Source organism: Vibrio sp. Vb1127 (genome assembly GCF_033338735.1).
GTDB lineage: Bacteria > Pseudomonadota > Gammaproteobacteria > Enterobacterales > Vibrionaceae > Vibrio > Vibrio alginolyticus.
In genome coordinates this window covers 517,115-540,584 of sequence record NZ_JAWOTF010000001.1, presented here as the reverse complement: position 1 = coordinate 540,584, position 23,470 = coordinate 517,115, and the positions used below count along the sequence as shown (strand labels likewise).

The following is a 23,470-nucleotide window of genomic DNA, read 5'->3' as shown; positions in this document are numbered from 1 at the left end:
GATGATGGAAAAAGTATTTATCGTAGCGGCGAAGCGTACTCCAATTGGTGCTTTTGGTGGCAGCCTGAAAAATACTTCTGCTGGCGATCTGGCAGCAGTAGCGATTAAAGGCGCGTTGGAAGCGGCAAAGTTGCCTGGCGACAAGGTTGACGAAGTGATTGTTGGCAACGTTGTTGGTGCAGGTCAAGGAATGGGTGTTGGCCGCCAAGCGGCACTGTTTGCGGGGATTCCTGAATCTGTTCCTGCATATGGCGTAAACATGGTTTGCGGTAGTGGCATGAAAACGGTCATGGATGCCGTGTCCCATATCCGTAGTGGCGATGCTGAGATCGTTGTTGCAGCGGGTGTTGAAGTCATGTCTCAGATTCCATTTGCTGCACCAAGCAGCATTCGTGATGGCAACAAAATGGGCAATCTGGAACTGAAAGATCTGCTCGTAGCGGACGGTTTAACCGATGTTTACAACCAATATCACATGGGTGTGACGGCAGAAAACGTAGCAAAACAAATCGGCTTAACTCGCCAGCAGCAAGACGAATACGCGCTGTCTAGCCAACAGAAAGCGGTAGCCGCTATCGAAGCTGGCAAATTTCAAGACGAAATTGTGCCAGTGGAAGTAAAGCAACGCCGTGAAACCGTGATGTTTGATACGGATGAATACCCAAAAGCGAACGCGACAATGGAAGCCTTAAGCAAGCTACGTCCTGCTTTTGACCGCGAAGGCACTGTGACTGCGGGTAATGCATCAGGCATTAACGATGGCGCGAGTGCGATTATCGTGGCGTCTGAAAGCGCAGTTAAAGCGCATGGATTAACGCCGCTTGCTGAGATCGTAAGCTATGCGCAATCGGGTCTTGATCCGAAGATCATGGGCCTAGGTCCTGTTGAGTCGGTCAATAAAGCACTCGAAAAAGCAGAACTCAGTGTACACGACATCGACGTTTACGAGTTAAACGAAGCATTTGCAGCGCAAGCACTTGGCGTGATTCATCAGTTGGCGGAAACAAACCAAGTTCCAGTTAACGCGATTCAAGATAAAGCGAACTTTAACGGTGGTGCTATCGCGCTAGGACACCCGCTTGGTGCATCTGGAAACCGAATCTTAGTCACGCTGGTTCACGAGCTTCATAAACAAAATGGTCAATATGGCGTTGCTTCACTTTGTGTGGGCGGCGGCATGGGCACGGCTGTGGTTGTAAAGACAGTTAAGTAATTATTTAAACGGACATTTTTAATTCTTTCTCTAGGAGACAAACCATGTACACAGATTTCTTCAAAACATTTAGCGATCAAACTGAAAAAAATCTAGAACCTTACTTGAAGTTCAACAAGCTAGTGACAAAAAACGTAGAAGTGTTGACCGAGCTTCAATTGAACGCCATTCGCACATACAGTGAAGTGGGTCTAAACCAGATGAAAGCAGCGACAGAAATCAAAGACGTAACGTCATTGACTGCTTTCAACAGTCAGCAACTAAGCGTACTTACTAAACTTTCTCAACAAATGATGGATGACAGCAACAAGCTTCAAGCGATTGCAAAAGAGTTCAAAGAAGACGTTGAGAAAATGACTTCGGAAAATCTAAAGACTGTTACTCCAGCGTAATTTGTCCGATTCTCGCCGCCCCTAGATTTGGGCGGCGTTGTTTTTTCCGAATATAGGAGTAAGACTATGTTTCAACACTTCTTTTCGGACTATCTTGTGAAGCTTCAGGAAACCAATCATCAGTGGTGGCATGATTTCGAAGTGAACAAGGCAGTCGTGAACTCTCCTTTAAACAAGGCCATGCAAGAAGTGAACTTTGAGGATACTGCCAAACTGTTCGAACAAGCTGCGAATCAGCCTGCTGCGATTTTAAAGCTGCAAGCACAGTGGTGGGAACAGCAGCTGCAAATTTGGCAGAATGTTGCATTGGCAGGGAACCAAGCACAAATCGTCGAAGCTGAAAAAGGGGATAAGCGTTTCTCAAACGAAGCGTGGCAAAATGAAGCCATGTATAGCTTCATCAAACAATCCTACCTTTTATTTAGTAAGACCTATCTGGACACCATCGAGTCTTTGGAAGGCTTAGATGAAAAGACGAAAGAACGTATTATTTTTTTCTCTCGCCAAGCCATTAACGCCCTTTCTCCTTCCAACTTCATCGCCACTAACCCAGAGCTTTTGAAGCTGACACTTGAGCAAAACGGTCAAAACTTACTGGCAGGCTTAGAGCAGTTGAAAGAAGACGTTGAGTCGAGCGCAGACATTTTAAAAATTCGTATGACGAATAACAATGCATTCCGCGTGGGCGATGACGTTGCGACGACACAGGGCAATGTGGTTTTTCAAAACGAATTGTTTGAGTTGATTCAATATCGACCTCTAACAGAGAAAGTGAATGCGACGCCGCTGCTCATCGTCCCACCTTTCATCAATAAATACTACATCCTTGATTTAACAGCAAAGAACTCAATGGTTCGATGGTTGTTAGAGCAGGGGCATAGTGTATTTATGATGTCTTGGCGCAATCCAGGCAAGGCACAAGCGCACATAGAGTTTGGTGACTACGTGACAGAAGGCGTAGTGAAAGCCGTCGCTGCAATTGAAGATATAACAGGACAAGAGCAAATCAATGCTGCTGGTTATTGTATCGGTGGTACTGTTTTAGCAAGCACGGTTGCCTACTACGCTGCAAAACGTATGAAGAAGCGCATCAAGTCTGCCACTTTCTTCACCACGTTGCTCGACTTCTCTCAACCAGGTGAAGTCGGCGCGTATATCAATGACACCATTGTTAGTGCAATTGAAGCGCAAAATAACGCAAAAGGGTATATGGACGGCCGTTCCTTAAGCGTGACGTTTAGTTTACTGCGTGAAAACAGCTTGTACTGGAACTACTACGTCGACAATTACTTGAAGGGTAACAGTCCGGTTGATTTCGACTTGTTGTACTGGAATAGCGATAGCACCAACGTCAGCGCTGCATCTCACAATTTCTTGCTTCGCGAGCTCTATTTAGAGAACAAGCTGGTGCAAGATAAAGGCGTCAAAATTGGTGGAGTATGGATTGATCTAAATAAGATCAAAATTCCTAGCTATTTTGTGTCAACGAAAGAAGACCACATTGCGTTATGGCAGGGAACTTACCGTGGTGCGCTGAACACGGGTGGTAACAAAACGTTTGTCCTCGGTGAGTCTGGTCATATTGCGGGCATCGTGAACCCTCCAGCTAAAAATAAGTATGGTTATTGGTTGAACGATAATTTGGATGACTCTGCTGATGAGTGGTTGAATAACGCGGAACACAAAGAGGGATCGTGGTGGACACACTGGAACGAGTGGTTACTCCAATTCAACCCTAAAGAGCAAGTTGAGCCTTTCCCTATTGGCTCAGAAAACCATCCGGTTATTGATGAGGCGCCAGGACAATACGTCAAACAGGTTCTGCCAGTAAAAGAATCTTAAACAACTCCCTATAGCAGTAAATCTTAGCGGCCTTTATGGTCGCTTTTTTATGTATGATTGCTTGTTTATTGTTGGCAAGTACCATTGAGTAATAAATAAAAAGCGCCGAGCATTTGCTCGGCGCTCAGTGTCAACAAATAGGCTAGTTGACGAGTAGAGATGCGTTACGTTACACCTCTTTATCCTTACCAAATGACAGCAGCCAGAGAGAGATTGCTGCTACCGCCACAAAGCCGGAAAGAATAATCACTGGCATAGCACTGTAGCCAAGGATATGCCAAATTACAGATTCTAATGTACTCATGGTAAGTCTCCTTAGTGCCAGCCTTCAACGCCGCTCATGTCTGGTAGTTTGTGCGCAATACCTTTGTGACAGTCTACACATGTTTTCTCGCCTGAAGCGAGAGCGGTGGAGTGTTGTTCTGCCGCACGTGATCCTTGCTGAGAGTAATCCATGAAATCAAACTCATGACAGTTACGACATTCAAGAGAGTCATTCTTCTTCATACGTGCCCACTCTCGCTCTGCGAGGTGTCCACGACGCTCTTGGAACTTCTCTGGCGTATCGATCGTCTTCGTTACGAAGTGTGCAAATAGCTCTTTAGATGCCTGTACTTTACGAACGATCTTATCCGTCCATTCATGAGGAACGTGACAGTCTGAACAAATCGCACGAACACCAGATCGGTTGGAGTAGTGAATTGTTTCTTGAATTTCAGCAACGATCGGCGCGTGACAGCCAGAACAGAATTCTTCTGTGTTGGTTGCTTCCATACCTGTGTTGAATGCGCCCCAAAATAGAAGGCCACCAGCGAAGCCTAGAAATAAAACCACACCAGCGGCAGCTTTACTCGGGCTCGACAGTCTCTTCCAAAACGCTTTAAGTATTTTCATAAGTAACCTCTTAGTACTCGCGTTTCAATTACTGAAGCGAATCGACTGCCTTAAACTCGTTTTCCACTAGTGGTTTTGCATCCGTTTGTGGAACGTGACATTGCAAACAGAAGTAACGACGAGGAGACATATCTGCCAGTACCGCATCTTCTCTGTTTACATAGTGCGTTACGCTAATTTTAGTCGCACCTGACTCTTTTGCATTTTTCCAGCTATGGCATGCAAGACACTTGTTAGCATTTAACGAAATTTCGTAGTGACGAATGCTGTGTGGGATCAACGGTGGTTGATAAACATAGCTGTCTTCAACAATTTGATCTTTAGGGAAGTCTTTGAACTCGTCTGCTGGACGCGTATCTTCCAATTGAGACATTCCACGTAAAGATTCTAGACCTCCAATACCACCTGGATTATCCAACTCAGCTTGCGCAATGCCTGTCACTAACGCACCTACAGATAAAACTGCGACAAGTAATTTTTTCATCATTTCATCTCCGCCTTTATGGCTTAAATTCTTTATTAGGCCGCCATAATGACGGCCGTAGCATTCAGTATCTGAAGGTTAAGCAATCTTAGTGATTTTGACTGGGCACTTCTTAAAGTCTGTCTGTTTAGACAGTGGATCAGTCGCATCTAGGATAAGCTTGTTAATCAAAATACGTGCATCAAAGAACGGTACGAATACCAAACCTTTTGGCGGACGGTTACGACCGCGAGTTTCAACACGAACGCGTACTTCACCGCGTTTGTTTGCCATGAGTACTTCTTCACCACGACGAACATTGCGTGCTTTTGCGTCTTCTGGGTGCATGTAACACACTGCGTCTGGTACTGCTTTGTATAATTCAGGTACACGACGAGTCATGGTGCCTGTGTGCCAATGTTCAAGAACACGACCAGTACATAACCACATATCAAATTCATCGTTCGGTACTTCTGGTGGCGCTTCGTATGGCGCGGAAATGATTTTCGCTTTGCCGTCAGCATTGCCGTAGAAGTCCCAACCAGAGCCTTCTTTCGCGTATGGGTCTGAACCTTCTTTAAAGCGCCACTGTGTTTCCTTACCATCAACAACAGGCCAACGTAGACCACGTACTTGGTGGTAGCGGTCGTATGGAGCCAAATCATGCCCGTGACCACGGCCAAATGTTGCGTATTCCTCAAACAGACCTTTTTGAACATAGAAACCGAAGTGGTGAGCATCGTCATTCAGTTCACGAGCTTCTTCGATAGGGAATTTGTCGACGTTACCATTGCGGTAAAGTACGTCGTACATTGTTTTACCACGGTATTGAGGCGCTTTCGCTAGAAGCTCTTCAGGCCATACTTCTTCCATTTTGAAGCGTTTCGAGAACTCCATTAGTTGCCAAAGGTCCGATTTTGCTTGACCGACTGTGCCCACTTGTTGGTACCAAGCTTGGGTACGACGCTCTGCGTTACCGTAAGCACCTTCTTTTTCAATCCACATTGCGGTAGGAAGAATAAGGTCTGCTGCTTGTGCTGTTGCTGTCGGGTATGGGTCAGACACAACGATGAAGTTTTCTGGGTTGCGGTAACCTGGAAGACGTTCTGTGTTGATGTTTGGACCGGCTTGCATGTTGTTGTTACATTGAACCCAGTAACAGTTCAGAACGCCGTCATTCAGCATACGGTCTTGCAATACGGCGTGGAAGCCAGGTTTTGGTGGAATCGTACCTTCTGGCAGTTTCCAGATGTCTTCTGCAATCTTACGGTGTTTAGGGTTAGCAACCACCATGTCCGCTGGTAGGCGGTGAGCAAACGTACCAACCTCACGAGCGGTACCACATGCTGATGGTTGGCCCGTTAGTGAGAATGGGCTGTTCCCCGGAGTCGAGATCTTACCGGTTAGTAGGTGGATGTTGTAAACCAAGTTATTCATCCATACACCACGAGTATGCTGGTTCATACCCATCGTCCATAGAGACATTACTTTCGTGTTTGGATCAGCGTATTGCTTCGCAAGCTCGATAAGCTTCTCTTTCTCAACACCAGAGATTTCAGATGCTTTCTCTACCGTGTATGGCGCTACTGATTTCTTGTACTCTTCGAATGAGATAGAAGTGAGTTTGCCAGAGTTCGGGTTCTTCGCTGCTTTTTGTAGCGGATCATCGTCACGTAGACCGTAGCCGATGTCAGTGTCTGCTTGAGTGAAGTTCGTGTGTTTGTTCACGAAGTCCCAGTTTACTGCATCGTTTTCGATGATGTAGTTTGCGATGAAGTTAGCAATTGCAAGGTCAGACTGAGGATTGAAAATGTAGCCGTGGTCTGCCAACTCAAATGAACGATGGTAGTAAGTAGAAAGCACGTTCACTTTAACGTGAGGGTGGCTTAGGCGGCGGTCAGTAATGCGAGTCCATAGAACCGGGTGCATCTCTGCCATGTTTGAGCCCCAAAGAACGAAAGCGTCTGCGTTCTCAAAGTCATCGTAACAACCCATTGGCTCATCGATACCGAATGCGCGCATGAAACCTACAACGGCAGAAGCCATACAGTGACGAGCGTTTGGATCAATGTTGTTTGATCGGAAGCCTGCTTTCATTAACTTTGATGCAGCGTAGCCTTCCATTACTGTCCATTGGCCTGAGCCAAACATACCTACGCTTGTTGGGCCTTTTTTCTCGAGGGAAGCTTTCCATTTCTCAGCCATGATGTCGAAAGCGTCATCCCAAGAGATAGGTGTAAATTCACCATCTTTGTGGAATTTGCCATCTTTCATTCGTAGCATCGGTTGAGTTAGACGGTCTTGACCGTACATGATCTTAGAAAGGAAGTAACCTTTGATGCAGTTCAGACCTTTGTTTACTGGTGCTTCTGGGTCACCCTGTGTTGCTACCACTTTGCCGTTTTGAGTGCCAACAAGAACAGAACAGCCTGTACCACAGAAACGACAAGGTGCTTTGTCCCATGTGATTTTGGTTTGATCAGAGCTTGCAATCAGGTTGGCTGCAGATGCTGGTAGTGTCACACCTGCGACAGCAGCAGCTGATGCAGCCGCGTTTGCTTTCACAAACGCACGTCTTGTCATTTTCATACTTCACCCTCGATTTGGGAATGTTGTGTTCCAGTGTCTTCTTCATCCGTTTCTTCAAGCCCAGTTTCGATTTGGTGATAAACCAATACCGTGCTTAAGACGTTCGGTAAATTGTTAATGGCATCGATAGTGTCTGTGATGAAACCTTGGTTCTCAGTTTCAAGTACGACGATAATCTTGCCTTCAGGACTGTCACCATAGATTTCCGCATTTTCGTGTGCTTCTATCTTTTGTTTGATTTCGTCCAAATGTTCCGGCAGCACATGTACTACCAAACTTGAAATATGCACTTCATTTAGTGACATATAGCTCTCTCATTTATTTTTATTGCCTTTGGCCGACGACATTCGGCTTAGGCTGTTGTATTGCTCACATTGATGGATGAAGTCGGGCACACTGAAACACAGGCGCCGCAGCCGTTACACTCATCAAGGTCTAAATTGGGTTGTGCTACTTTCCCCAGTTCTAATTTGAACTGAATTGCCATCGGGTCGCACATATCCCCACAGCTTCGGCATTCGACATTTTGTTTTACTAAGCAGTTATCGTTGATACTTGCTTTTGCTTGCCAAGGTTGTTCTGTTTCTGGCAAGAAAAGGGGCTCAGGACAGGCGTTTGCACATTGATAGCAAAATGTGCATTCATCGATGGAAAAATCGACCGAGGGGAATCCGCCATCACTTTTGGTTATAATCTTTGTTTCACAGGCCTCAATGCATTTACCGCAGCGAGTGCAATCGTCCGTAAACTGTTGCGGTTTAGTTAACCAAGGCAAACGTACGGCGTTGTCGGGGTGCGCTTTTCTTGCAAAGAGTCTTCTTCTGGAAAGGTCTACCACTTAGTCACCTCGAAACTTGGAACCCAAACTAAGCATAGTCCACAATTTTCATTAATAAACTGTCATTTAAACTAACGAAATTGTAGTTTTTGACATATTTGTATAAATACCTCTTAGGGGGTAAATGGTATGCAATATTGTTTTGGATCAATAAATTCCGTCGCAGGTGATCACATATTGATAAAGTTGAAAGGTAATGGGTTCATTGCACGTACAAATAGGATTGTTAATGGGCGAGGAACTCAGATTGTTTAAAAATGTGAAAAAGTCAGTGACGCGCACGATTGCGTCCGCGATGCTTCTTATTTTGCTGCTCTCAGTCGCTACGACTGGTTTTGCTATTTTTACGTTAGCGTCCAGTTTGAACGATGCTGAAGCCGTCAATGTTGCTGGCTCGATGCGAATGCAAAGCTACCGTCTGGCGAATGATATTCAGGTTAAATCTGTTGACTATTCTTCACATATTGACGCATTTGAACATTCGATATATTCACCTTCAATGAAAGCGCTTCAGCATTGGTCTGTGCCAGAAGACATCACTCACGATTACTACCGTCTTATTATCAGATGGCATGAACTCAAGGCGGTGCTGAGAGGAGACAACCCGGCAGAATATCAACTCCTAGTGGCCGGTTTTGTTGAACAAATCGATGAGTTTGTATTTAAGCTGCAGAGCTTTTCGGAGCAAAAACTGATTAACTTAGCCTGGATTGGTGGGTTAGGGTTGGGTGGCATTCTTTGTGTCAGTATGTTTGTCGTTCATTTTGTGCGCCTCGAAGTTGTTCGGCCTCTGCGTGCTTTAGTTTTTGCTAGCGAGCAAATTAAAAATCGCTCATTTAATATATCGCTCAATGTATCCAGCGATAATGAAATGGGAATACTGACTCGAACCTTTAATCGGATGGCGACAGACCTTGGTAAGTTGTACCGAGGATTAGAACAAGCGGTTGATGAGAAAACACGTAAATTGCAGCATGCCAACCAGTCTTTAGAGGTGCTGTATGACTCGTCAAAAGAACTCACGGCGTCGCGTATTAATCAAGACAATTTCCAGGCGATTTTGCAGCATATCGTCAGTCTTGAGGGCATTAAAGCGGTCAAACTTGAAATCGAGCAGCTGGGAGAACCGAGCTGGATATTGATGGAAGGAGAAGAATGCTGCCAAGATTGTGATGAAGATTGCCACGGTAAAGCCCTGATGCTAGATGGTGAGCACTTGGGCTATTTATATTGGAAAGCAGGGTTACCTTGTCCGAACGAGGCTCTTATTGACAACTTCGTGCAGATTTTATCACGCGCTGTGTATTACAATCGGGCGCAGCGCCAAGCAGAACAAATTCTGCTGATGGAAGAGCGAGCCACTATTGCTCGGGAGTTGCATGATTCATTGGCTCAAGCACTCTCTTACTTAAAAATTCAGGTCGCTTTGTTGAAGAGAAGCGTAAAGAACTTGCCTGACGAAAAGGCGATCGCGCAGGCTAATCAAGTTATTGCTGAGCTAGATACGGGCTTATCTGCCGCGTATACGCAGTTACGCGAGTTACTGACGACGTTTCGTCTTACGATTAAAGAGGGCAGTTTTGGCCAAGCATTGCAAGACATGGTTGAAACGCTCAGTGAACAAACTGCTGCGGACATTACGCTAAAAAATAGACTTTCATCAACTGAACTGGATGCACATCAGCAGGTTCATTTACTACAGTTGATAAGAGAAGCGGCAATTAATGCTATCAAACATGCGCAAGCAGATAATATTCACATTCAATGTCTCGATAATGATGGAAAAGTCACAGTAACCGTTAGCGACGATGGAATAGGCTTTGAACATCAAGACGAAAAATTAAATCATTACGGTATGAGTATCATGCAAGAGCGGGCCACTAGACTGCATGCCGATCTGCACATCGAAGCATCGATAAACAAAGGTTGTACCGTAAAATTAGAATTCCAACATAGTAAGGAAGTAAACAGTGACAGTGTGTAAAGTAATGCTGGTGGATGATCATCCACTCATGCGAAGAGGTATCCACCAGCTTTTAAGCTTTGAGCCAGAGTTTGAGGTCACTGCAGAAGCAAGTAATGGCGCGGATGCAGTAGCGAAAGCGCATGAGCTGGAACTGGATCTTGTACTTCTTGATCTTAATATGAAAGGCATGTCTGGCCTTGATACTTTGCAAGCACTGCGTGCAGATGGCTGTGAAGCCAGAATTGTCATTCTAACCGTTTCGGATAGCCCAGCAGATATAGAAGCAATAGTTCGAAGTGGTGCCGATGGCTATTTATTGAAAGACACTGAGCCTGATGAGTTGGTTGAGTTGCTAAAACAAGCGCATCAAGGGGACAAGGCATACAGCCAAGAAGTTTCTAAGTATTTGAGTGAACGTTCAGAGCAAGAGGACGTGTTTGATACACTGACCGATCGTGAATCGCAGATCTTAAGAGAGGTGGCAAGAGGTTTCCGCAACAAGCAAATTGCCGATCGTCTTTTTATCTCTGAGTCTACGGTTAAAGTACATATGAAGAGTTTACTTAAAAAGCTTCAAGTTCCTTCTCGTACTGCAGCAACCGTCCTTTATCTTGAGCGCTTTGGCGACATCAAATAACATTGTTGGATTTGAATCTGTAATAATAAATAAAATCAAACAGTTATATTTATTCTGACAAATAAAAAAACCGCCTGTTAGGCGGTTTTTTTTACTTGTCTGGGCGAATAGAGTACAAGTCACTGTTGTGCTTACCACACTCCAAATAGTACTGATAAGCCACTTTTTTGCTTTCAGCAATGACTCTCATGCAGTGCATTTTCCCCTGTTCAAAATATCGAATCTCATATTCTACACTGGTATCAAGTTGCTCAGCGGCTGCCATACTTCGCCTCCATAAACCATCCAAAAAACATCCATGCAAATTATATGCCGTTATAGGGAGCGTCGTTCGGTACGTTTTTTAGCCGATAATTGCGCTCTAACTCACTTTTTTGCGGATAGCTGTGATCAAAAAGTTAATTTCAAACTCTATATATTATTAAGGTGGCAATCAATATTTGTCACACTGGTGTAAGTTTGCCGCAATACTAAGTGATACAGGTTGAGTATAGAACTTAATCAACAGAAAAGGGAATACGAATAAGTGACTAAATTAAAGGATGTATCTAATAAGGCGCTTCGTTATGGCCTTCTATTTTGTTTCGTATTTCTGCTTGCCGGTTGTGCGAAAAAGTTTTTATACAGCAATATCGATTGGTTCGTGCTCGATTACTTAGAGGACTATGTCTCGTTGCAAGGGGAACAAGAAGTCCTGGTGGAAGAGCGCTTATTATTGTTGGCAGACTGGCACAAGAAAGAGGAGTTACCAATATATATCGAACATTTAAAAGACCTTGAGAGATTAAAAGCGAGCGATATCACCTTAAATTACTTGCAACAAAATCGAGATAGAATGCGAGCGCATTACGATAGAGTGGTCAGCAAAGCAGCACCAGATCTTTTTGCGTTAAGTTTGCAATTAACGAAAGATCAAGAACGCGAGTTTTTGAGTAATGTACAAGAACATTATCAAGAGCGAAACGCAAAATATGCCGATAAGACAGAAGACGAAGTGCGTGAAATTATTCTGGATAACACTGAAGAGTGGATGGAAGAATGGCTAGGGAATCTATCAGGAAATCAGCGTCAATTAGCTCAAACATTTTCTCAGCAAGTTATTTTAAACAGCCCTTTATGGAGAGATTATCGAGCCACGGTATATCAAGAGCTCGAATACTTGTTCGACAACAAATCTAATGTTGTGACTTATCAAGATATATTTATGCGACTCTTGTTCGAACCAGAGAGTTATTATAGTGAGCAGCTTTCTCTGAATATTGACTCTAACTTTGCATTGGTTGATCAACTGACATTAGATGTTTCTCGTTCGATGACCGATAAGCAATGGCGTCATTTTCGTGAAAAGGTTAAAGAGTGGCGAGTACTGGCTGAGGAACTTTTAGATTAAATTCATGCTTCAATGAGCGAAAGCAAAGCGCAAAAGCCTTTCTTATCAAAAAATGATTCAAAGCAAATTCTTATTGAGCTATGAGCGTAACATAGCGTGAGGTTTGATGAGGCAACGTCAGATTATCAATGCGTGATAAGGCCTCATCGTACAAAACAATGAGAATAAATATGAAACATTTAGTTGAAAGATTTCTTCGATACGTCACGTTTGATACCCAATCCAATCCACATGTGACGCTTTGCCCAAGTTCACCTGGCCAGCTTGTGTTTGCTGAGTTACTTAAAAAAGAGATGCTCGAACTTGGCTTAAGTGACGTGACTTTGGATAAAAATGGCTACTTGATGGCTAAACTGCCAGCCAATGTTGATTATGCGGTTCCTCCTATCGGCTTCATTGCCCATATGGATACCGCGCCGGATGCATCTGGCAAAAACGTAAAGCCGCAATTCATCGAAGATTACCAGGGTGGCGATATTGCATTAGGGTTGGGGGATGAAGTGTTATCTCCCGTGCAATACCCAGATTTACATCACCTACATGGCCACAATCTTATTACTACCGATGGCACTACATTACTTGGCGCGGATAACAAAGCCGGTATCGCAGAGATTCTTTCCGCGGTAGCTCTGCTACTGGAAAACCCAGACATTCCACACGGCGACATTTGTATCGGCTTTACTCCGGATGAAGAAATCGGTCGTGGTGCAGATTTGTTTGATGTTAAAAAATTTGGCGCGAAATGGGCATACACTATAGATGGTGGCCCGCAAGGTGAATTGGAATACGAAAACTTTAATGCAGCAAACGCTGATGTAATTTTTCATGGTGTTAGCGTTCATCCAGGTACTGCAAAAGGCAAAATGGTCAATGCGATGAACTTGGCTGCGAAATTTCAAGTTCAAATGCCCCAAGATCAAACTCCGGAAACAACCGAAGGTTACGAAGGGTTCTTCCATCTAAAATCGGCAGAAATGGGCGTTGCACGAAGCGAGCTAGGTTACATTATTAGAGACTTTGACCGTCAAAGACTTGAGGATCGAAAAGCCTTTATGCAGAAACTCGTCGATGAAATGAACACGGGTTTACGCCATGGTTCTGTAGAGCTAAAAATAAAAGACAGCTATTACAATATGAGAGAAATGGTTGAGCCTTACCCTCATATCATTGAGCTGGCAAAGCAAGCGATGGAAGCGTGTGATGTGGAACCGATTATAAAACCTATTCGTGGTGGTACAGATGGTGCTCGTTTATCTTTTATGGGTTTGCCGTGCCCGAATATCTTCACCGGTGGTTTTAACTTCCACGGAATTCATGAGTTTATTTCTGTTGAAATGATGGAAAAATCAGTACTCGTTATTGTCAAAATTGCTGAGCTCACAGCGAAAAAACACAGTTAAAAGACTACGTCGAGACCTCTTGCAGATTTAATAACAAAATAGCCCAGATCTTCCTGGGCTATTTAAATATTAAGATGGAATACTAGCGCACGTCTTTGTCTTCAATTTCAATGTCTTCTAGTGGTAACCAGTCGACTTTCACACCCGCTTGATCGAACATATCTTGACTGACTTGGATTTTATCTCCCCAGCGAGATAAAAAGTCTTCAGACTGCTCAGGGCAGTGTACGTGTGAGATCCCTGTTTGAATGATCTTTGCCGCGCAGTTAGGGCAAGGAAAATGCGTTACCCAAATATCACATCCGTCTAAGTCACGTTTTGAGAACAAAATAGCGTTCTCTTCCGCGTGCAGTGTTTTAAGGTATTTCAACTCGCGCTCATCGGTGTCGACACTGTCAGAAACACCATGCGGATAGCCATTAAATCCAACAGATACAATGCGATTCTGTTTAGTAATAACGGCACCGACTTGTGTTGATGGGTCCTTACTCCAAGACGCCACTAGTTCTGCCATCTGGTAAAAGCGTTTCGCCCATTTAGAAATCATAGTCATCCTCTCTGTCGAAGGCGTTGAATTAATTGAATGATAACCCATTTATATTAAAAAAATAGTCAAAATCGGGGTCTTGAGTATGAAGGCGTCACTTTTTACCTTTTTAGCCACAAAACGTTCTTATCTTGAGCACTGAATCTCACTTTACGCCCGAATACAATACTCCCGTTAGTGTTTCCAAGCACACGCTAAAATTCGCGATCTCCTAAGGCGTATATTAAATAGTTATGATTGAGTTGTATGTATATTGCTCATTGAATACCACTGTTAACTAAATTACTTTATTTTCCTTTTGTTTCTCATGTTTACATTTAGAAACACCTTGGGCGCTTTTCAGTGAAGTTTTCAGTGGCAGCAAGGAGTAAGGTTGATAGGAATTCAACAATATCCTGTTCTATAAAGACGGTAAATACATGCAAAAGAAACCACTTGTCGCACTAATGGCGGCTACAGCAATCCTCGCTGGGTGCGGGGAAGCTAATAATGCCCAAACGAAAGGTCAAGCGCCTCTCGTAGTGACTCAGGATGTCACGGTTATCGACTACCAACCGAGCAAGTCTTATATCGGTCGCATTGAAGCAATAGAAGATACCAATATTACCGCGCAGATTTCTGGCTACTTAAAAGCTCGTCACTTTGAAGAGGGGCAAATGGTAGAAAAAGGGCAGCTCCTTTACTCTATCGAGCCATCTTCTTTTGAAGCCCAAGTCGCGAGTGCTAAAGCCGCACTTGCACAAGCTAAAGCGGCGCTAAAAAAAGCCGAATTAGATCATACTCGAGGTAAAAACTTGTTGCCTCGCGGTAGTATCTCTCAATCTGAGTTTGATGCTTTAACTGCGGCACTTCTTGGTGCGAGAGCAGAGCTAGAAGCGGCAAATGCTCAACTTAAACTTGCTGAAGTTAACCTTTCCTATACTCAAATCCGAGCACCTTTTAGCGGACGTATTAGTGATACCAAAGTGAGTACGGGTGATCTGGTTTCTCCATCATCTGGCGTGCTGACAACTCTGGTGAGTTTAGATCCAGTTCATACCTCATTTAGTGTGAGTGAGCGTGAGCGTTTAGCTATGGGTATGGATCAAGTAAAAGGTGATGGCTCGGCTGAATCAAACCGCGTTGAAGTTCAGCTTGAACTGGAAAATGGACAGTTTTTTGAGCATCTTGGTAAGCTTGATTTCTTAGGTAATCGTATTGACACCAAAACGGGTACGATTGCTATGCGCGCGCTAGTGCCAAACCCAGAGCAGAAGTTACTTCCGGGTCAACACATCAAAGTGAACTTGAGAGATAAGAACACGAAAGACGTTATTGTTATCCCACGACGTGCCGTACAGACTGACTTAGAAGGTGACTTTGTGATGGTGATGGCTGAGGGAAGTGTGGCAGTGCGTCGTAACGTCGAGCTTGGCCCTCAGGTTGAACAAGGCATTATCATTCGAGAAGGGCTCGATCAGGAAGATACGGTTATTACACAAGGCCTACAACGTGTGCGTAATGGTGTAGAAGTGCGCCTTCAAGCACCTGCTGAAGATAAGCAGTAGGGGGGCACTATGTTAAGTCGTTTCTTTATTCAGAGACCTAAATTCGCGCTGGTTATTTCGATCATATTAACGCTAGCCGGCGCGATCTCACTGGCGATTTTGCCAGTGGCTGAGTACCCACAGATAAGCCCGCCATCAGTAAGCGTTTCGGCTTACTACACTGGCGCGAGTGCGGAAGTTGTCGAGCAGGCCATTGCGGACCCCATAGAGACCTCAGTCAACGGCGTTGAGGATATGATATACATGTCTTCAAAGAGCGCGAACGATGGCTCTTACAGCCTAAACGTCACGTTCGATGTTGGCACCGATCCAGATATGGCGCAAGTTAACGTGCAAAACCGCGTGTCACAGATTGAGTCAAAACTGCCTCAAGAAGTTCGCATGGTTGGTGTGACGGTGAAAAAGCGTTCACCTGACTTGCTGATGGTACTTAACTTCTATTCACCTGATGGCAAATACGATGATCAGTTCTTGATTAACTACATTAACTTGAATGTAAAAGATCAGTTGGCTCGTGCGAAAGGTATCAGTGAAGTTAACGTGATTGGTGGTGGCGAATACGCAATGCGTGTTTGGTTAGATCCTGAAAAAATGGCCAACCTTAAGCTAACCACGTCAGACGTATACGCCGCTTTGGCTGAACAGAACGTTCAAGTTGCGGCAGGGCGTGTAGGTGCAGCACCATACAACAATCCGCAAGAAGTTCAGTTTAACCTTGTGACCAAAGGTCGCTTGGAAAGCGTGAGTGAGTTTGAGAACGTAGTCCTTCGAGCTAATCCCAATGGCTCTACGGTTTATCTGAAAGATGTTGCTCGCGTTGAACTAGGCAAAAAGTTCTACGATGGTAACGGTAAGTTCCGTGGCCAGGACGCGTCAATCGTTGCGTTGTCTCTTCAATCGGATGCGAATGCGTTAGAAAGTGGTCAGGCCGTCATGGAGCTCCTTGAAGGCTTGAGCAAAAACTTCCCAGAGGGAATGGAATACGAGACCAGCTACGATACAACCGTGTTCGTATCTGAATCGATCAAAGGGGTAGTAAAAACACTGATTGAAGCGATTCTATTGGTGATTGCTGTAACTTACTTGTTCTTGGGTAGTGCGCGTGCAACGTTGATTCCTGTTGTCGCGATCCCCGTTTCTCTGATTGGTACGTTTGCCATCATGCAGGCAACGGGCTTCACCATTAATACGGTTACTTTGTTTGGCTTGATCCTTGCGATTGGTATCGTGGTGGACGATGCGATTCTGGTTATCGAAAACGTCGATACTACCATGGCGAAAGACCCAAGCATTTCACCGCGTAAAGCGACGTTGCTAGCGATGAAAGAAGTAACGGGACCAATCATCACGTCGACCTTGGTTCTACTTGCGGTATTCATACCCGTCGCCATGCTGCCAGGTATCACCGGTATCATGTATCGCCAGTTCGCTTTGACCATCTGTATTTCGGTTGTGATTTCATCCATCAATGCATTGACGCTGTCTCCAGCACTTTGTTCTCTGGTATTGAAGCAGGGTGGGGGCAATACCGCTAACTGGTTCCAGGCTTTCAACCGAGGCTTAGAGCGCATCACTACGCGTTATGGCCAGATCGCTGGTTTCTTGGTGAAGAAGTCTTTACTGCTCGTGACGTTCTTTATAGTTGCTATCGCAGCGGTCACTTTCTTTGCGAAAACCACCTCTACAGCGTTTGTTCCTCAAGAAGATAAAGGCATTTTGCTGGTTAACGTACAGCTACCAGATTCAGCCTCTTTATCACGCACTGAAGAAGTCACCAATGATTTAATGAAGATGATCGGTGAAGAACCTGGTGTGGATGGTGTGACGGTTGCGAACGGTTACTCGTTTATGACAGGCGCAGCAGCATCAAACGGTGCTTCTGTATTTATCAAATTGCATGATTGGGATACTCGTAACTCGCTGCAAGGAGAGCACTCTGCTAATGCTATCGCGGCACGTATTAACGGTCGAGCGGCGACAGAGTTACCTCAAGCGGTTGTTTTTGCGATGGGACCACCAGCGGTTCCTGGTATGGGCGCTGCGTCTGGTTTTGAGTTTGTGCTTGAAGACACGCTAGGGCGAAGTCGTACCGATTTGTCGATGGTCATGGGAGAAATGATCCAAGCGGCCAACCAAGCGCCTGAAATTGCCTACACGTTTAGCACGTTCCGCGCGAATGTTCCGCACTACTACGTTGATATCGATCGTGAGAAAGCGCAGCAATTAGGTATTTCGCTGTCGTCTATTTTTCAAACCTTGCAAGGCAACTTAGGTTCGCTTTATGTGAATGACTTCACCATGTTTGGTAAGAACTTCCGCGTAACCATGCAAGCTGATAGCCAGCACCGTAGCAGCATGGAAGATCTAGAGCGTTTCCATGTTCGTTCTTCGAACGGTGATATGGTCCCGTTAAGTACGCTAGTGAGCTACGAGCAAGTGTTTGAGCCTGATGTGGCATGGCGTTACAACATGTACCGCAGTGCTATCATTCAAGGCCAACCAGCTCCGGGTTACTCTAGTGGTGATGCGATTGCCGCAATGGAACGCGTTGCTGCTGAAGTTCTTCCACAAGGATACACGTATGAATGGACAGGTATGGCTTATCAGGAAGTGCTTGCGGGCAACCAAGCCATTTATGCGTTTGCGCTGGCTTTGATCTTCATTTACTTGTTTATGGTGGCTCAGTATGAAAGTTGGAGTATTCCACTGGCTATTATTTTGGTGGTCCCAGTAGCCACGTTAGGTTCCTTCCTTGCGTTAAATCTAACTGGCACGCCGCTTAACTTGTATGCCCAAATTGGTCTTGTCTTGCTCATAGCCTTGGCGGCGAAAAACGCAATTTTGATTGTGGAGTTCGCCAAGCAAGAGCGTGAAGAAAAAGATGCTGATATCGATAGTGCAGCGGTTAAAGGAGGCACGTTACGTTTCCGCGCTGTGAATATGACATCTTGGTCATTTATCCTAGGTATCTTCCCGCTTATCTTTGCCGCTGGCGCGGGGCACGTGAGTCAAAACTCACTCGGCGTGTCGCTGATTGGTGGTCTATTGTGTGTGCTTCTAGCAGGTACATTCTTGATCCCAGGCTTCTACGCTCTGGTGCAAAGACAGCGTGAGAAAGTTCATGGCGGCAACACCAAGCTGGTTCCTCTTGATGATGAGTAATCACATCCGAAGTGCGCGGTAAGCACGAAGTGACAATTGAAAAAAGCCCGAAGCAATGATTGCCTCGGGCTTTCTATTTTGAAAAGGGTTATTTTAGCGCAGTTTTGAATTGTGCAACGGCTTCATCCATATCATGAGCTTGAGCAGAGACAGAGTTCACTTCATGCAAGCATTCCTGAGCGGATTGCATGTTATTCTCAGATATTGCGTTTAGCTCGGTGATTGAACCGCTAACTTGGTTCATAACGATACCTTGTTCTTCAATTGCTGAAGCTATGCGCTCCGAATTACCTTGAATTGAATGCATGTCAGTGATGATCTGCTGTAGGCTAGAATCCAGTTTTTCAGAAGCATTAAGTGTTTGTTGCCCTTGATCGTTACATTGATCAATATCAGCAACAACTGTAGACATTTGAGTTTGAATATCTGCAACTACCCGCGTGATTTCCTCTGTGGATTGATGAGTTCGGCTAGCTAGGGCGCGTACTTCATCGGCAACAACTGCAAACCCGCGGCCTTGTTCGCCTGCTCGCGCGGCTTCAATTGCTGCGTTGAGAGCTAGTAGGTTGGTTTGCTCTGCAATCTCTTGGATGATGTTCACGGCACCACCAATTTTATCTACATGCTGATTCAGCGAGCCAATCGGCTGCTGGCTGTTTGATAAAATCGTGGTTAGTTGACCGATGTTGGTTACCGTCGCCTCAACAACTCCTCGACCTTGTTCGGCATTATTCGCTGCCTGATGAACGCCTTCTACCGCAACTGATGTGCTTTCAGAGATTTCACCTATTGTGGCAACCATTTGCTGAACTGCCGTCGCCATTGATGCAGTGTGGTCAGTTTGAGTGTGGAATTGCTCCATAACGCCTTCTAACTCACGATGCATATTATCGGTACTTGCAGTGAGTTGCGCCGATTTTTCTTGGGTACTACTAATTAGATGCTCAAGCTTATCCAATAGGTCATTGAGGTGATGACTGATATCAAATAGCTCGTCTTGACCTTTCAAATCAGATCGAAGTCCCATGTTGTTCGTTTCGCTGATACTTCGAATGGTGCCAAGTAAGCTATTCACTCGCGTATTGATTGAACGTGAAATTTGCCAAATCAATGCGAAAATAACGACTAAGATCAGAGCTGTAATGACCTGCTTGATGGTCGACATTTGTTCATCACGTTGTGCGGCAGCAGAGCTAAGGGCTGTGGAAAAGGTTTCAAATTGCTCTTCTACGGCATGAGATAATGCGCGAGTTTCACCGAGTAGGCCTTTGTCATAAGCAACCCCAACAACTTGCTTTTGGGCCGCCAATTGCTTACCTGTTTTGATAAGCTCAGGAGCATATTGCCCCTCAAGCAAGTCACTATTGAATAGTCCTGCTTTTACCGCAGAGTCAAAACGGACTAATGCCAATAACTGCTGGTGGTCTGAACGTTGTTTTGCTTCTAATAGTGCTTGTTCGTAACCAGCGAGAAGCCCACTCTTTGAATCAAGCCCGTATCGTTGGTAAGCGCTGACCAGATTCTGAAAGCCCCTTTGGTATGCGAGCAAGTCTTGCTTAAATTGTTGACTGGAAGGTAATTCATTACTCTTGAGTATATTCGCAAGCTCTTTTTCTGTGTCTATAAACTTGTCAACATTGGCGTCAAACTTATTTAGATATTTGTCATTACTACGTAGTAGGAAATCTTTTTCATTTCTGCGTAAGTTGAGTAAGCGTATTTCTAGATCACCAACGAGTTTGATGGCGTGATTAAGGTCATTGCTCTTATTTTCAAAATGGGATGACGTACCCAAAAGGGCCACGATGCCTAAAATGGCGATAACTCCGAGGAAGTAGAGTTTTTGCCTAATAGTCATATTGTTGTTTCCTGAATAAGTAACTAAAAAGAGAAATCCAATGAGATTTCCAAGGGCTAGCAAACGTTGTTCAACTAACATGTCGAGAAAACGACATGCACTAATACAGCACTTTTTTACGTTGCTGTTTTTTCGCTCCGTGCTTGTTTTTTGTATCAAGTCGTCGGCGTTGAGAAGCGCGGGTTGGTTTCGTTTTCATACGCTTCTTCTCCTGTAAAGCGGCAGCTTTTATCAATGCTTGAAGCCGATTTAGGGCGTCTTCCTTATTTTGTTCTTGTGTCCGAAATTGTTGCGCTTTGATGATGATCACGCCATCTTTACTTATACGACTATCAGAAAGTGCAAGTAATCGCTCTTTGTAAAAGTCAGGTAAGCTTGAATGCCGGATATCAAAGCGCAGGTGTATAGCGGACGCTACCTTGTTAACGTTCTGGCCACCATTTCCTTGAGCTCTAATTGGGGATAATTGAATTTCCCACTCTTGAATTGTGACGGAGTTCGAAATTTTGAGCATGATAAGTAAATGCCGGTAAGGACGATTGAAAGAGCTGATAAATTAACATTACAGATGCACAAATAGAAGAAAAGACATGAGCACGATTGATTTTAGACCCTATGAGGGATTCATATTTGATATGGATGGTACTCTAATCGATACCATGCCAGCCCACTTGGCAGCTTGGCAAGCAACTGCTGAGCGTTTTGATTTTCCGTTTTGCCAGGAATGGTTTCACAGTTTGGGAGGGATGCCGAGCTTTAAAATTGTTGAGGAACTAAATCGTGTGCATGAGCTTTCGTTAGATCCTAAAACTGTCGCGACATTTAAAATGGAAACATTCGCTGCTATGGAGCTTCATGGTGACGTTATTCCTTGCACGAACATCGTGTTAGAGGAATATTTAGGCCATAAGAAAATTGCAGTCGGGACTGGCAGCCAACGAGAAAGTGCCATGCGCTTATTAAGTCATGCAGGTTTATTAGACAAGTTGGATGTTGTAGTAACCGCGAGTGATGTAGAGAACCATAAACCCTTTCCAGATACCTTTTTGGTGGCCGCGGAACAACTCGACTTGGAGGCGTCACAGTGTCTTGTGTTCGAGGATACTGAGCTGGGGAAGCGAGCGGCGCATGCAGCTGGTATGGATTGCGTTATGGTGCAAGATAATGAGTTGATCTTTTTCCCAAAACCATAGTGGCAATATCCCTTAATATGAGATCAAAACGGGGTGCAAATGCACCCCATTAATTTTTACCACATCATCGATCATGAATCATAGATGCTTATTCAGGCTGAACTAGCTCTTGGTATTCAAATGAAGGTACCACAACTTCTACGCGACGGTTTTTCTCACGACCTTCGCGAGTGCTGTTGTCAGCAACTGGGTTTTCTTCACCCATACCTTTAACTGTCAAACGATCTGAACCAATGCCAGCTGCGGTTAGGTAATCAGCAACAGATTGAGCACGACGCTCAGACAGTTTTTGGTTGTATGCCGCAGGGCCTGAGCTATCCGTGTAACCAGTAATCTCTACTTGAGCTTGAGGATATTCGTTCAAGAATGAAACAAAGTTGTCCAGACGTTCAGAAACGGAATCTGTTAACTTAGCACTATCGAATTCAAACGTACCTGTACCGTACTCTTCTTTGTGCACCTTGCTCATCATCACTGGTTCTGGATCTGGCTCGATCACTTCTTCCGTTACAACTGCTGCAACAACTGGAGCTGCTGCGAATTTGTAGTTAACACCGATACCAAAGAAGTTAGCATCCATGTCGTCCCACACGTCGTCAGACATGTCTTGGTAGCGTTGGTATTCAGCGCGAACACTCCAGTTTCTATCGATCGAGTATTCAGCCCCCAAAGAACCTGTTGGGACAAAGTCTGTTTCGTCATCAGACATCATGTAAGCACCACCGATCTTAGCAAACAGATTCCAAGAGTCGTTTAAGTGCCAGTTGAATTTAGGTGCAAGTGTTAAAGCCGTTAGATTGCCGTCAATCGTATTAACCGTGTTAGCCCCTGACATCGAGTTAGCTTTGTAGTCGCCTAAGAAGTCTACGCCGTACTCTAGCCCAATGATATCGGTAAAGTCATAACCGATATGTAGTCCTGCACCGAACGCTTCATCATCACAAGGGCTATTTAGATAGCAAGCGTCGTCAAGTGTAGTCATGCCCACTTTGCCCCCGATGTACATTTCAGCTTGAGCAGAGTTTAAAAGCGCGCTACTACCAGCTACCACTGCTGCTACTGCAATTGCTACTTTGTTCATAATGTTTCCTTGTATTGATTGCATATTAACTTCTACTTCGTTTTATCAAAAAATTAGAAAAAACCAGCGTTTATAAGAAATTAGTTTAATATTCTAATCATTTCATATCAAGCAACAATATATTTGAACTTGATCAACATTTACTACCCAAAAATACCTCACAAACTTCTGATATTTCTTACATTGTAGTAAAGATTTTTTGGTGCATAAGAAAATTGATGATTATTTTGAACTTTTTTTCGTAAACTTTACTTTACATTGTGCGCGGTGGTTAACAGGTGGTTTTTATTTGCATTTATTTGCAAAAACTGATTGCAAGTCTACGCCTAAGCCGATAAGTTACTTAAACGCTAGACAGAAAATGACCACAGCCCTTGATGCTGCTCGCTTTGTGAACAATGTTGCAATGAGTTCAGTTGGTAAAAATGAGGTCGGAAATAAAACCAGGAAGTAGAAGT

21 protein-coding genes are annotated in these 23,470 nt (G+C 44.5%); 10 read left to right on the top strand and 11 right to left on the bottom strand.

Annotated elements, in window-relative coordinates; genetic code table 11:
- Nucleotides 1-4: 4 nt before the first annotated feature.
- The 3 genes from R7H07_RS02280 to phaC all read left to right on the top strand — a co-directional run bounded on the left by R7H07_RS02280 (nucleotide 5) and on the right by phaC (nucleotide 3,447).
- The gene (locus R7H07_RS02280; RefSeq protein WP_005373553.1) at nucleotides 5-1,213 is read left to right on the top strand and encodes an acetyl-CoA C-acetyltransferase; all 1,209 of its coding nucleotides are present in this window, start codon (nucleotides 5-7) and stop codon (nucleotides 1,211-1,213) included.
- 44 nt (nucleotides 1,214-1,257) lie between these two features.
- Nucleotides 1,258-1,605 (top strand): phasin family protein, encoded by a 348-nt coding sequence (locus R7H07_RS02275; protein ID WP_005373550.1) that lies wholly within the window; start codon nucleotides 1,258-1,260, stop codon nucleotides 1,603-1,605.
- A gap of 66 nt (nucleotides 1,606-1,671) precedes the next feature.
- On the top strand, nucleotides 1,672-3,447 hold the full coding sequence (gene phaC / locus R7H07_RS02270) for a class I poly(R)-hydroxyalkanoic acid synthase (protein ID WP_017819891.1): 1,776 nt from the start codon (nucleotides 1,672-1,674) through the stop codon (nucleotides 3,445-3,447).
- A 169-nt stretch (nucleotides 3,448-3,616) separates the two neighbouring features.
- On the opposite strand, the gene R7H07_RS02265 is transcribed toward phaC, so the two are convergent.
- The 6 genes from R7H07_RS02265 to napF all read right to left on the bottom strand — a co-directional run bounded on the left by R7H07_RS02265 (nucleotide 3,617) and on the right by napF (nucleotide 8,231).
- Nucleotides 3,617-3,751 carry a TIGR02808 family protein gene (locus R7H07_RS02265; protein ID WP_005373546.1) on the bottom strand — a complete coding sequence of 45 codons (135 nt, stop codon included), beginning with the start codon at nucleotides 3,749-3,751 and terminating at the stop codon, nucleotides 3,617-3,619.
- 11 nt (nucleotides 3,752-3,762) lie between these two features.
- Nucleotides 3,763-4,341, bottom strand: a complete 579-nt coding sequence (locus tag R7H07_RS02260) for a NapC/NirT family cytochrome c (protein WP_005373542.1) — start codon at nucleotides 4,339-4,341, stop codon at nucleotides 3,763-3,765.
- A gap of 28 nt (nucleotides 4,342-4,369) precedes the next feature.
- Entirely contained in the window at nucleotides 4,370-4,825 is a 456-nt protein-coding gene (locus R7H07_RS02255) for a nitrate reductase cytochrome c-type subunit (RefSeq protein ID WP_005389061.1), read from the bottom strand.
- A gap of 78 nt (nucleotides 4,826-4,903) precedes the next feature.
- Entirely contained in the window at nucleotides 4,904-7,393 is a 2,490-nt protein-coding gene (gene napA / locus R7H07_RS02250) for a periplasmic nitrate reductase subunit alpha (RefSeq protein WP_005389060.1), read from the bottom strand.
- A complete protein-coding gene (locus R7H07_RS02245) occupies nucleotides 7,390-7,698 on the bottom strand; it encodes a chaperone NapD (protein WP_005373535.1) in 309 nt (102 codons plus the stop codon). The genes napA and R7H07_RS02245 overlap by 4 nt, the downstream gene beginning before the upstream one ends.
- Nucleotides 7,699-7,745: 47 nt before the next feature.
- A complete protein-coding gene (gene napF / locus R7H07_RS02240; protein WP_206958760.1) occupies nucleotides 7,746-8,231 on the bottom strand; it encodes a ferredoxin-type protein NapF in 486 nt (161 codons plus the stop codon).
- A 247-nt stretch (nucleotides 8,232-8,478) separates the two neighbouring features.
- On the opposite strand from napF, the gene narQ reads away from it, so the two are divergent.
- Both narQ and R7H07_RS02230 read left to right on the top strand, forming a co-directional pair.
- The gene (gene narQ, locus R7H07_RS02235; protein WP_206959056.1) at nucleotides 8,479-10,215 is read left to right on the top strand and encodes a nitrate/nitrite two-component system sensor histidine kinase NarQ; all 1,737 of its coding nucleotides are present in this window, start codon (nucleotides 8,479-8,481) and stop codon (nucleotides 10,213-10,215) included.
- Nucleotides 10,216-10,219: 4 nt separating this feature from the next.
- Nucleotides 10,220-10,834, top strand: a complete 615-nt coding sequence (locus tag R7H07_RS02230) for a response regulator (protein WP_206959057.1) — start codon at nucleotides 10,220-10,222, stop codon at nucleotides 10,832-10,834.
- 91 nt (nucleotides 10,835-10,925) lie between these two features.
- Here the strand turns inward: R7H07_RS02230 and R7H07_RS02225 are convergent, their stop codons facing one another.
- Nucleotides 10,926-11,099 (bottom strand): hypothetical protein, encoded by a 174-nt coding sequence (locus tag R7H07_RS02225; RefSeq protein ID WP_005373524.1) that lies wholly within the window; start codon nucleotides 11,097-11,099, stop codon nucleotides 10,926-10,928.
- 261 nt (nucleotides 11,100-11,360) lie between these two features.
- Between R7H07_RS02225 and R7H07_RS02220 the strand changes: the two genes are divergently transcribed.
- Nucleotides 11,361-12,224, top strand: a complete 864-nt coding sequence (locus tag R7H07_RS02220; RefSeq protein ID WP_017819892.1) for a DUF6279 family lipoprotein — start codon at nucleotides 11,361-11,363, stop codon at nucleotides 12,222-12,224.
- A 170-nt stretch (nucleotides 12,225-12,394) separates the two neighbouring features.
- The gene (gene pepT, locus R7H07_RS02215; protein ID WP_017819893.1) at nucleotides 12,395-13,624 is read left to right on the top strand and encodes a peptidase T; all 1,230 of its coding nucleotides are present in this window, start codon (nucleotides 12,395-12,397) and stop codon (nucleotides 13,622-13,624) included.
- Nucleotides 13,625-13,706: 82 nt separating this feature from the next.
- On the opposite strand, the gene R7H07_RS02210 is transcribed toward pepT, so the two are convergent.
- A complete protein-coding gene (locus R7H07_RS02210; protein WP_005373515.1) occupies nucleotides 13,707-14,171 on the bottom strand; it encodes a dCMP deaminase family protein in 465 nt (154 codons plus the stop codon).
- Between the two features lie 419 nt (nucleotides 14,172-14,590).
- Between R7H07_RS02210 and vmeY the strand changes: the two genes are divergently transcribed.
- Together vmeY and vmeZ are read left to right on the top strand one after the other, a co-directional pair.
- On the top strand, nucleotides 14,591-15,718 hold the full coding sequence (vmeY, locus tag R7H07_RS02205; RefSeq protein ID WP_206958762.1) for an efflux RND transporter periplasmic adaptor subunit: 1,128 nt from the start codon (nucleotides 14,591-14,593) through the stop codon (nucleotides 15,716-15,718).
- A gap of 9 nt (nucleotides 15,719-15,727) precedes the next feature.
- Nucleotides 15,728-18,880: a multidrug efflux RND transporter permease subunit VmeZ gene (gene vmeZ / locus R7H07_RS02200; protein WP_005373507.1), complete on the top strand. Its 3,153-nt coding sequence runs from the start codon at nucleotides 15,728-15,730 to the stop codon at nucleotides 18,878-18,880.
- Nucleotides 18,881-18,968: 88 nt separating this feature from the next.
- Here vmeZ and R7H07_RS02195 read toward each other — a convergent pair whose 3' ends face one another.
- Entirely contained in the window at nucleotides 18,969-20,738 is a 1,770-nt protein-coding gene (locus tag R7H07_RS02195) for a methyl-accepting chemotaxis protein (RefSeq protein WP_206958764.1), read from the bottom strand.
- Nucleotides 20,739-20,838: 100 nt separating this feature from the next.
- On the bottom strand, nucleotides 20,839-21,252 hold the full coding sequence (arfB, locus tag R7H07_RS02190) for an alternative ribosome rescue aminoacyl-tRNA hydrolase ArfB (protein ID WP_065275189.1): 414 nt from the start codon (nucleotides 21,250-21,252) through the stop codon (nucleotides 20,839-20,841).
- Nucleotides 21,253-21,328: 76 nt separating this feature from the next.
- Here arfB and R7H07_RS02185 point away from each other — a divergent pair, with 76 nt between their 5' ends.
- The gene (locus R7H07_RS02185; protein ID WP_017819896.1) at nucleotides 21,329-21,931 is read left to right on the top strand and encodes a beta-phosphoglucomutase family hydrolase; all 603 of its coding nucleotides are present in this window, start codon (nucleotides 21,329-21,331) and stop codon (nucleotides 21,929-21,931) included.
- Between the two features lie 88 nt (nucleotides 21,932-22,019).
- Here the strand turns inward: R7H07_RS02185 and R7H07_RS02180 are convergent, their stop codons facing one another.
- Entirely contained in the window at nucleotides 22,020-23,012 is a 993-nt protein-coding gene (locus tag R7H07_RS02180; protein ID WP_017635198.1) for an OmpA family protein, read from the bottom strand.
- Between the last annotated feature and the right edge of the window lie 458 nt (nucleotides 23,013-23,470).